General features: G+C 71.8%; 10 protein-coding genes. 3 read left to right on the forward strand and 7 right to left on the reverse strand.

The genetic code is table 11. The features are described from left to right. The 4 genes from WG212_RS21735 to WG212_RS21750 all read right to left on the reverse strand — a co-directional run. On the reverse strand, window positions 1–1,334 hold a 1,334-nt coding region (locus WG212_RS21735), incomplete at its 3' end, for a RecQ family ATP-dependent DNA helicase (protein ID WP_337189210.1). A 354-nt stretch (window positions 1,335–1,688) separates the two neighbouring features. After that, window positions 1,689–2,444 carry an enoyl-CoA hydratase/isomerase family protein gene (locus WG212_RS21740; protein ID WP_337189211.1) on the reverse strand — a complete coding sequence of 252 codons (756 nt, stop codon included), beginning with the start codon at window positions 2,442–2,444 and terminating at the stop codon, window positions 1,689–1,691. 4 nt (window positions 2,445–2,448) lie between these two features. Then, window positions 2,449–4,200: an amidohydrolase family protein gene (locus WG212_RS21745; protein WP_337189212.1), complete on the reverse strand. Its 1,752-nt coding sequence runs from the start codon at window positions 4,198–4,200 to the stop codon at window positions 2,449–2,451. Between the two features lie 143 nt (window positions 4,201–4,343). Continuing rightward, on the reverse strand, window positions 4,344–4,829 hold the full coding sequence (locus WG212_RS21750; protein WP_337189213.1) for a hypothetical protein: 486 nt from the start codon (window positions 4,827–4,829) through the stop codon (window positions 4,344–4,346). A 199-nt stretch (window positions 4,830–5,028) separates the two neighbouring features. Here WG212_RS21750 and WG212_RS21755 point away from each other — a divergent pair, with 199 nt between their 5' ends. The 3 genes from WG212_RS21755 (at window position 5,029) to vsr (ending at window position 7,771) form a co-directional block, all read left to right on the forward strand. Then, on the forward strand, window positions 5,029–6,138 hold the full coding sequence (locus tag WG212_RS21755; RefSeq protein ID WP_337189214.1) for a DNA cytosine methyltransferase: 1,110 nt from the start codon (window positions 5,029–5,031) through the stop codon (window positions 6,136–6,138). A 108-nt stretch (window positions 6,139–6,246) separates the two neighbouring features. Further along, window positions 6,247–7,236: a cysteine synthase A gene (gene cysK / locus WG212_RS21760; protein ID WP_337189215.1), complete on the forward strand. Its 990-nt coding sequence runs from the start codon at window positions 6,247–6,249 to the stop codon at window positions 7,234–7,236. Between the two features lie 40 nt (window positions 7,237–7,276). After that, on the forward strand, window positions 7,277–7,771 hold the full coding sequence (vsr, locus tag WG212_RS21765) for a DNA mismatch endonuclease Vsr (RefSeq protein WP_337189216.1): 495 nt from the start codon (window positions 7,277–7,279) through the stop codon (window positions 7,769–7,771). Here the strand turns inward: vsr and WG212_RS21770 are convergent. The 3 genes from WG212_RS21770 to WG212_RS21780 form a co-directional block, all read right to left on the reverse strand. Continuing rightward, window positions 7,693–8,280 (reverse strand): hypothetical protein, encoded by a 588-nt coding sequence (locus WG212_RS21770; RefSeq protein ID WP_337189217.1) that lies wholly within the window; start codon window positions 8,278–8,280, stop codon window positions 7,693–7,695. The two genes, vsr and WG212_RS21770, sit on opposite strands and share 79 nt — an antisense overlap. A gap of 69 nt (window positions 8,281–8,349) precedes the next feature. After that, window positions 8,350–8,817, reverse strand: a complete 468-nt coding sequence (locus WG212_RS21775) for an OsmC family protein (protein WP_337189218.1) — start codon at window positions 8,815–8,817, stop codon at window positions 8,350–8,352. Next, the coding region (locus WG212_RS21780) for an acyl-CoA dehydrogenase C-terminal domain-containing protein (RefSeq protein ID WP_337189219.1) at window positions 8,817–9,095 on the reverse strand (279 nt) is incomplete at its 5' end. The genes WG212_RS21780 and WG212_RS21775, both read right to left, overlap by 1 nt.

The following is a 9,095-nucleotide window of genomic DNA, read 5'->3' on the forward strand; positions in this document are numbered from 1 at the left end:
CCCAGCAGATGGTCGACAAGCCGCCCGCGCCCGAACCGGCCGCCCATGCGGTGCACCGCCGACAGCGCCATCTGCGCCGGTCGGGTGGCGTCCACCGTCTCGACCTCGCCCAGGCAGAGGTCGCACTGGCCGCAGGCCTTCACGCCTTCCTCGCCGAAGTAGCGGCGCACGGCGGCGGCGCGGCAGGTCGTGCCGTCCAGCATGGCGTAGAGCTGGCGGACCTTGCGGCCCTGCACCTGCTTGACGCTCTCGTCGACGTCGCGGCCGTCCAGCCGGCGGAACGCCCAGGCCATGTCGGCCGAGCCATAGAGCGTGATGCCCTCGGCCGGGTCGCCGTCGCGTCCGGCGCGGCCGATCTCCTGCCAGTCGGCCTCGATCGAGGCCGGCGGATCGGCGTGGATCACATAGCGGACGTCGGGTTTGTCGACGCCCATGCCGAAGGCGATGGTCGCGACCATCACCGCCTCGTCGGCCTCGAGGAACTTCTCCAGCCGGTCGGCGCGGACGTTCTTGTCGAGACCCGCGTGATAGGCCAGGGCCGGAACCCCGGCCCCGCGCAGGGCCTCGGCCAGCTTGTCGACCCCGTCGCGCGAGCCGGCATAGACCACGCCCGAGCGTCCCGGCCGCGCGGCGACCAGCTCCAGCACGCGCTTGTGGCCAGCCCCGCGCTTGCGTTCGGCCGACAGCGCCAGCTCCGGCCGCGCGAAACTCGCCACGAACTCGGCCGAGTCCTCCAGCCGCAGCTCGGCGCGGATGTCCTCGCGGGTGCGGTTGTCGGCGGTGGCCGTGACCGCCAGCCGCGGCACGTTCGGGAAGATGTCCGCCAGCCGGCCCAGCATCCGGTACTCGGGCCGGAAGTCGTGGCCCCACTGGCTGACGCAGTGCGCCTCGTCGATGGCGACCAGCGAGAGCGACAGGCGCGACAGCCGCTCCAGCATCGCCGGCTGCATCAGCCCCTCGGGCGAGACGTAGAGCAGGTCGAGCGCGCCCGCCTCGATCCGCCGCCAGGTCTCCATCCGCTCGTCGGGATCGATGGCGGAGTCGAGCCGGGCGGCGGCCACGCCCGACTGCGTCAGCGCCGCCACCTGGTCGGTCATCAGCGCGATCAGCGGCGAGACCACCAGCCCCAGCCCGGACCGCACCAGGGCCGGGATCTGGTAGCAGAGGCTCTTGCCCCCGCCGGTGGGCAGCACCGCCAGCGCGTTGCGCCCGGCCAGCACCTCGGCGATCACGCCGGCCTGCAGGCCGCGGAAGTCCGTATGCCCGAAGGTGCGCCGCAGGACGTCCCGCGCGGCGTCGAGCGGCGCGGTGGCGGTGTCGGCGACGGAACTCATGGCGCCTCTATGCCGCGCATCGCCGCCAGGCGCCATTCACAACGCGAACTCCGTGCGCGGCGGGCGCGATCTGTTGGCCACGAACCCACACGAAGAACACGGACCGGCGGACATTCCGAGCCTCCGCGCAAGCGGGGGCTCCGTATGCAAACCACGGAAAACACAGAAGGACACGGAATCGCAGCTTTGCCTTCTGTGTCCTTCCGTGTTTTCCGTGGTTTCTTGTAATTCGAGAGGCGCCCCTTCGCGGCCGTGCAGGACCACGCGCCGGCGCTTGCCGACCCGTTCGTGTTTTTCGTGTGGGTCCGTGGCCGATCGCCTTCTCCCTCCGCCGCGCGGTGCGGAGAAGGATCCCTACCCCTGTTTCACCGCCTTGGTCTGGAAACCGGCGATACGGTCGGCCATGTCGGGGCCGCGGCCTTCCCCGCGGTAGATCTCGTGGGCGAGGCCCGCGCCGAGGGGCAGGCCGTCGGTCTCGCGGACCAGGCGCTTGTTGGCGCGGTGGCTGAACCAGGAGTTGGCGAGGATCTGGGCGACCAGAGCGTCGAGGCGGGCGTCGAACTCGGCGTCGGGAACGCAGAAATCGGCCAGGCCCAGGCTCAGCGCCTCGGGTCCCGCGACCGTCCGGCAGGTGAACATCATCTCGCGCGTCCGATAGGTCCCGACCCGGCGCGGCAGGCGTTGCGACAATCCCCAGACCGGCGTCAGCGCCCACTTGGCGTGGGTGTCGGCGAAGCGCGCGCCCTCGGCGGCGAAGACGATGTCGCCGGCCAGCGCCAGTTCCAGCGCGCCGGTGTAGCAATGGCCGTGGACGGCGCTGACCACCGGCTGGGGCAGGTCGGCCAGCCGCTCGATCACCTTCGACTGGAAGAACGGCTCGGGCAGCTTCTCGCCCGCGGCGATGTCCGACAGGTCGTGGCCGGCCGAGAAGCAGCGGCCGGCGCCTTTCACCACCACCAGGCCCACCGCCTCGGTCTGGCCGGCGATGGCGCGCACATGGGCGTCCAGTTCCCGGAAGAGTTCGACGTTCAGGGCGTTCAGCTTGTCGGGCCGGTTGAGGGTGAGGATCGCCGCGCCGCCGCGGTCCTCGCGCAGGACCAGGTTCGTCATGTCACTACTCCGCCGCCAGGGCCAAAGGCGCCGGCTGCGCCCCGCGCAGCAGCCGCCCCGGCAGGGCGCCGGTCGGCTCGCCGTCGCGATAGGTGACGTTCCCCGCCACCAGGGTCGCCGTATAGCCGTCGGCCCGCTGGATCAGCCGCCGGCCGCCCGCGGGCAGGTCGTAGGCCACCTGCGGCGCGCGCAGCTTCAGCCGGCCGTAATCGATCACGTTGAGGTCGGCGCGGTAGCCCGGCGCCACCAGGCCCCGGTCGTACAGGCCCACCAGCTCGGCCGTGTCGCGGCATTGGGCCTTGACCATCTGCTCCAGCGGAAGCTTCGGCCCGCGGGTGCGGTCGCGCGTCCAGTGGACGAGGTTGGTGGTGGGGAAACTGCCGTCGCAGATCATGCCGACATGCGCGCCGCCGTCCGACAGGCCGGGGACCACCTGCGGGTGGTTCAGCATCTCGTAGGCCGGGTCGAGGCTGCCGGACGCGTAGTTGAGGAACGGGAGATACAGCATCCCGCGCCCGTCGTCGGCCAGCATGTGGTCCAGCGCCACCTCGGCCGGGTCCAGCCCCGCGCGGGCGGCCACGGCGGCCACGGTCTGGTCGGCGGTGGGTTCGTAGTCGGGGATCTCGCCCATGAGGAACATCTTGTCCCAGTTCCGCGGCTGCGTGCCGGCGAAGCCGCGCCGGTCGCCGGCCTCCTCGGCGAGCAGGGTCCGGCGGAACTCGGGGTCGCGCAGGCGCGCGACGCGTTCGGCCAGGGGCAACGACCTGATGCCCTGGTACGAGGGATTCTGGGTGAACGGATTGATGGTCAGTTCCAGGCCGAACAGCACGCCCACGGGCCGGGTCGCGGCCTGGGCCTTCATGGACAGCCCGGCGGCGCCGGCGTCGGCCAGGTATCCCAGGAGGGCCTTGTAGCTTTCGGGCGCCCGGGGGCTCTGGACCAGGCTGAACGACAGCGGCCGTCCCGACGTCTCCACGATGCGCCGCATCATGGCGAACTCCTCCGCCGGGTCTGAGAAGTCGGAGACGAACTGGAGCACGCCGCGGCCGGCGCCGTTGTCGGCCGCGGCCATGCCCAGGGCGATGCCGGTCAACTCGTCCTCGCCGGCCGTCAGGGTGGCGATCGGCGAGCCGTCGGAACTGCGATGGTTCAGGGTGCGCGAGGTGCCGAAGCCCATGGCGCCGGCCTCCATCGCCCGCCTGGCCAGCGCGGCCATCGCGGCGATGTCGGCCTCCGTGGCCGGTTCGCGGTCCACGCCGCGCTGGCCCATGACGTAGACGCGCAACGCCGCGTGCGGGAGCTGGCTGCCCACGTCCACGTCGAACCGCCGTCGCGCCAGGCCGTCGAGATATTCGGGATAGCTCTCCCAGTTCCACGGCAGACCATCGGACAGGACGGGGAAGGGAATGTCCTCCACGCCTTCCATCAGCCGGATCAGCCGGTCGTGGTCGTCGGGCCGGCACGGCGCGAAGCCGACGCCGCAGTTGCCCATGATCACCGTGGTGACGCCGTGCCACGAGGACGGCTGCATCCGCTCGTCCCAGGTGGCCTGGCCGTCGTAGTGGGTGTGGACGTCGACGAAGCCGGGCGTGACGATCTGGCCCCGGGCGTCGATCTCCTCGGCGCCCGCGCCGGCGATGCGGCCCACGGCGGCGATCCGGCCGTCCTTCACACCCACGTCGGCTTCGAAGGGCGCGCCGCCTCCGCCGTCCACCACCGTGCCGCCGCGGACGACGACGTCGAAGGCCTTTTCCATCGCGCGCTCCCTTCGCGTCGTTGATTGCGGCCATTAGCCGCCGGTGACGCGGGGTCGGTCAAGCGCGGGCCTGATGTGCTGGATTTGAAGTTCGCCTGCACCAGGGTGGCGCGCCGGAGCGGACTTCAAATCGAGAAAGGACACTAGCCGCCTTCGCGCGGCATCTCGGCTTCCTTGCCGGCGCACCCGTGGAGACGCCGGTTCGGCAGCGCCGCTTCCGCGACCCAGGGATAGTCCAGGTCGCTCATGCCGTCCGAACAGTCGCTGGCGTAGACGGTGAGGGTGAGCTGTTCGCCCCCCGGCTCGTGCGCGATCCAGGTGGCGCGGCCCGGCGCCACCGTCGCGCCCTCGGCCCGGTAGACCCGGTCGGTCTCGCCCGGCGCGGAATAGGTCAGCGTCCGGCCGTCGGTCACCCGGATCGCCCAGAAGGGCTCGGTCCCCCGCGCCATGATCGGCTGGCTGATGTCCATGCCGACGCTCGCCGCCGCCTTGGGCGCCGCCTGACCGTCGGGCGAGGCGTGGACTTCGGACGCGACGCCGTCGGCCCCCGGCGGCTGGCAGGCGACCAGGGCCAGGGTGGCGCCGGCGAGGAGAAGGCCGAAGCGCAACGGGTCGGTCCAGTGGTGCATCGGGAGTCCTTCGGGACGGCGCCGGGAAGCGACGCGGGAGGTCGGCAGGATAGAGGCCATCGAAGGGTGAGGGTATTATCGGGCCTTGATAAGGCGAGGCTGCTCGTCGTCTCGGCGGGTCTGCCCTGGCCCGGCCTGGACGAAGCCGGCTTCCGCGCCGGGGCGACGCGCACTAGCGTCGTGCGTCGTGGCGCAGCCGTTGACCTTCTACGAATTCTTCGCCGGCGGCGGCATGGCCGCGCTGGGCCTGGGCGAGGCCTGGACCTGTGCGTTCGCCAACGATTTCGACGCCCGGAAGGCGGCGACGTACCGCGCGAATTTCCCCGACGCGGCGAACCATCTGCGCGAGGGGGACGTCTGGGCCCTGACCGCGGACGACCTGCCGGGCCGCGCCGACCTCGCGTGGGCCTCCAGCCCGTGCCAGGACTTCAGCCTCGCGGGCGGCCGGGCCGGCCTGGAGGGCGGCCGCTCGTCGGCCTTCTTCGGCTTCTGGCGGCTGATGGAGGCGCTGGACGACCGGGGCCGCGCGCCGCGCGCCATCGTGATCGAGAACGTCAGCGGCCTGCTCACCTCGAACGGCGGCGCCGACTTCGCGGCCCTGGGCGCGGCGCTGGCGGGCCGCGGCTACCGGTTCGGCGCGCTGGAGATCGACGCGGCCGCCTTCCTGCCCCAGTCGCGCCCCCGCGTCTTCGTCGTGGCCGCCCGCGACGCGCCCGCCGCCCTGACGGGGGACAGCCCCTTCCACACCCGCGCCGTGCGCGCCGCCCACGCCAGGTTGCCGGATGCGGCCGCGCAGGCCTGGGCATGGTGGCGGCTGGCCGCGCCCCCCGCCCGCAACACCGACCTTGCGGCCCTGCTCGAGCCCGACGACGCCGTGGCCTGGCGGTCGGAGGCCGAGACGCGGCGGCTGGTCTCGCTGATGGGGCCGCTGCACCGGGCGCGGATCGACGCGGTCGGCGGCCGGACCGTGGGCGCCGTCTTCCGCCGCACCCGCGTCGAGGACGGCCGGCGCGTCCAGCGGGCCGAGGTCCGGTTCGACGGCCTGGCCGGCTGCCTGCGCACGCCGCGGGGCGGGTCCTCGCGCCAGACGATCCTGGTGGTCGAGGAGGGTCGGGTCCGGTCGCGCCTGCTGACGGCCCGGGAAGCGGCCCGGCTCATGGGCCTGCCCGACACCTATGCCCTCCCGGCGACGACCACCACGGCCCTGCATGTGGCGGGCGACGGCGTGGCCGCGCCCGTGGTCCGCTGGCTGGCCCGCGAGCTGCTGGAGCCGCTGCTGCGCCCCGCCCGGATGCTGGCCGCCGAGTAAGGGCGTCAGAAAAACTATCAGCCAGGCCACGGCGTCGCGGCTTCCAATCCCCACCGGAAGGCTTAGGGTTCGGCCCACGTTTCCGAGCCCAGACAGAAGGCCGCTCCGATGGACTCCACCCCTGACAAGGCCTACGACGCCGCGCGCTACAGCCGCTCGGGCCGGGGCAAGATCTACGATTCCGTGCTGGATCTGGTCGGCGACACCCCGCTGGTGCGCCTGCCCCACCTGACCGCGATACTGAAGCCCAAGGGCGAGGTCGTGGCCAAGCTCGAATTCTTCAACCCGCTGGCCTCGGTGAAGGACCGTATCGGCGTGTCCATGATCGAATGGCTGGAAGCGACCGGAAAGCTCAAGCCCGGCGGCCGGATCGTGGAGCCCACCTCGGGCAACACCGGGATCGCGCTGGCCTTCGTGGCCGCGGCCAAGGGCTATCCGATCACGCTGGTCATGCCCGAGAGCATGTCGATCGAGCGGCGCAAGATGCTGCTGATCCTGGGCGCGCACCTGGAGCTGACCCCGGCGGAGAAGGGCATGGCCGGCGCCGTCGCCCGCGCGAAGGAGATCGTCGAGGCCACGCCCGGCGCGGTGATGCCGCAGCAGTTCGACAACGCGGCCAACCCGCTGATCCACCGGGTCTCGACCGCCGAGGAGATCTGGAACGACACCGACGGCCGCGTGGACGCGGTCATCTCGGGCGTCGGCACCGGCGGGACGATCACCGGCGTGGGCCAGGTGCTGAAGGCGCGCAAGCCGTCGGTGAAGATGGTGGCGGTGGAACCGACGGCATCGCCCGTGCTGTCGGGGGGCTCTCCCTCGCCGCACAAGATCCAGGGGATCGGCGCGGGCTTCGTCCCCTCGATCCTGGACCGCGGCGTGATGGACGAGATCATCCAGGTCAGCAACGACGACGCCTTCGCCATGGCGCGGCGGGTGGCCAAGGAAGAGGGGATCCCGGTCGGCATCTCGTCGGGCGCCGCCTTGACCGCCGCCTTCGACCTGGCCAGCCGCGACGAGATGGCCGGCAAGCTGATCGTGGCCATCATCCCCAGCTTCGCCGAGCGCTACATCTCCACCGCGCTGTTCGACGGATTGTGATCCGGCGTCCGTCATCCCCCCTCATGCCGGGCGATGACGCATGAACGGGACGACCGACGTCTACGGCCCCGAGAAGCGCTCGGCGGTCATGCGGCGGGTGAAGGGGCGGAACACGACCCCCGAGATGACGGTGCGCAAGGCGCTGACGCGGCTGGGCGCGCGCTACCGCCTGCATCGCAAGGACCTGCCGGGCAATCCCGACATCGTGCTGCCCGGCCGCCGGCTGGCGATCTTCGTCCACGGCTGCTTCTGGCACGGCCACGACTGCGCCCGCGGCGCCCGGGTGCCGAAGCAGAACCGCGACTACTGGGTCGCCAAGGTCGGCCGCAACGTGGCCCGCGACGCGAGGAACGCCGAGGCGCTGGCGGCCGCCGGCTGGCGCGTCGAGGTGGTCTGGGAATGCGACCTCAGGGACGCGGCCGCGCTGGAGGCCCGGCTCGTCGATCTTCTGTCGCGTCAGCCCTTGAGTCCGAAGAGCCGCGCGAAGAAGCCTGGCTTGCCGTCGTCCCCGCCGCTCGCGGCCTCGCGCAAGTAGCGTAACTCGGTGTAGCGGAAGCCTTCGGGCTCCTGGACGCCCAACTGGTAGCCGCAGATGGCGGCGGCCATATCGGCGGGCGCCGAGAACAGAAAGTCGATTCCCGTGGCCTCATCGGCGTCCTGCCGCCGGATGGCTTCGTCCCTTATGGCGGTCAAGGCCGCGGGCGGGGCGCCCGTCACCTCAAGGTGGTCGTCGTCCGGATCACGAACCGCGCGCCAGGTTTCGCCCCCCGCGTCGTAGCCGCGGGCCTCGGCGTACATGACGTGTTCCTCGACGGCGCAGGCGACGGCCGGCCCCAGCGCCGCGAGCCGCGCCAGCCGGCCTTTGAACGCATCGTCGAAATCGTTGCTCAAGACCAGCAGCCAGCCACCGGGCAGAACCCCCATCCCGAGCGCTTCTGGAAGCTCCCGCGCGTCGACTTCGCCCACCACTTCAGCGCCGAGGGTCGCGACGGCGTCGTCCGGCGCGAGGCCCGAGACCGCGATCCAGGAATGCGAGAAACCCATCCGTTACCCCCCAACTCGTCATCCTCATTGTCCCAGAGCGCCGGGTGGATCGCAAGAACAAAAGGGAAACTAGGATGCGGGGGCGTCCTCCACCGTCACCTCGGTCTTCACCGAATTGGCGATGAAGCATTCCTCGTGCGCCTCGTGATGCAGACGCGCGGACTCCTCCCGCGTGGGCCCGCGGCCGTCGTAGGCGATCTCCGGCCGCAGGGTGACGCGGGTGACGGCCATCCGGTCGCCGTCGATCTTCTCCATCACGCCTTCGGCGGCGTCGCGGTAGCGCAGGACGGTGAAGCCCGCCAGCCGCGCCCGATGGAGGAAGGTGAGCATGTGGCAGTTCGAGAGCGCGGCCACGAGCATCTCCTCGGGGTCCACCGCCCCCGGCGCGGCCCACTTGCCCACCACGTGACGCGAGGCGGTGGCCGGCACGACGTGCTCGGCGAAGCTGACGGTGTGGCCGCGGCCGTAGCGGCCCTTGAGGAAGTCCTCGGGAGTCTCCCGCAACGCCCACTCGACCGTGGCGCGATAGGTGGCCATCAGAACGCCTCGGCGGGCAGCTTCATCATGAGTTCGGAGCCGGCCTTGAGCTTGGCGAGGCGGTTGGCGGTCTCGGGCAGGACGCGCTCGAGGTAGTAGCGTCCGACGACCAGCTTGGTCTCGTAGAAGGGGTCGGCCCCGCCGGCGGCGATGCGGGCCAGGGCGGCCCGGGCCTGGAGCGCCCACATGTAGGCCAGGGCGGTGAGGCCGAAGAGGTGCAGGTAGTCGGTGGAGGCGGCGCCGGCGTTGTCGGGGTTGGCCAGGCCGTGCTGCATCAG

The sequence above is a fragment of the Phenylobacterium sp. genome, from assembly GCF_037189685.1.
Lineage (GTDB): Bacteria > Pseudomonadota > Alphaproteobacteria > Caulobacterales > Caulobacteraceae > Phenylobacterium.

Coding starts and splice junctions, on each gene's coding strand:
- WG212_RS21770 (WP_337189217.1), bottom strand. CDS start 8,280: ATGGGTTTCTCGCATTCCTGGATCGCGGTCTCGGGCCTCGCGCCGGAC.
- WG212_RS21740 (WP_337189211.1), bottom strand. CDS start 2,444: ATGACGAACCTGGTCCTGCGCGAGGACCGCGGCGGCGCGGCGATCCTC.
- vsr (WP_337189216.1), top strand. CDS start 7,277: ATGAACGGGACGACCGACGTCTACGGCCCCGAGAAGCGCTCGGCGGTC.
- cysK (WP_337189215.1), top strand. CDS start 6,247: ATGGACTCCACCCCTGACAAGGCCTACGACGCCGCGCGCTACAGCCGC.
- WG212_RS21745 (WP_337189212.1), bottom strand. CDS start 4,200: ATGGAAAAGGCCTTCGACGTCGTCGTCCGCGGCGGCACGGTGGTGGAC.
- WG212_RS21775 (WP_337189218.1), bottom strand. CDS start 8,817: ATGGCCACCTATCGCGCCACGGTCGAGTGGGCGTTGCGGGAGACTCCC.
- WG212_RS21750 (WP_337189213.1), bottom strand. CDS start 4,829: ATGCACCACTGGACCGACCCGTTGCGCTTCGGCCTTCTCCTCGCCGGC.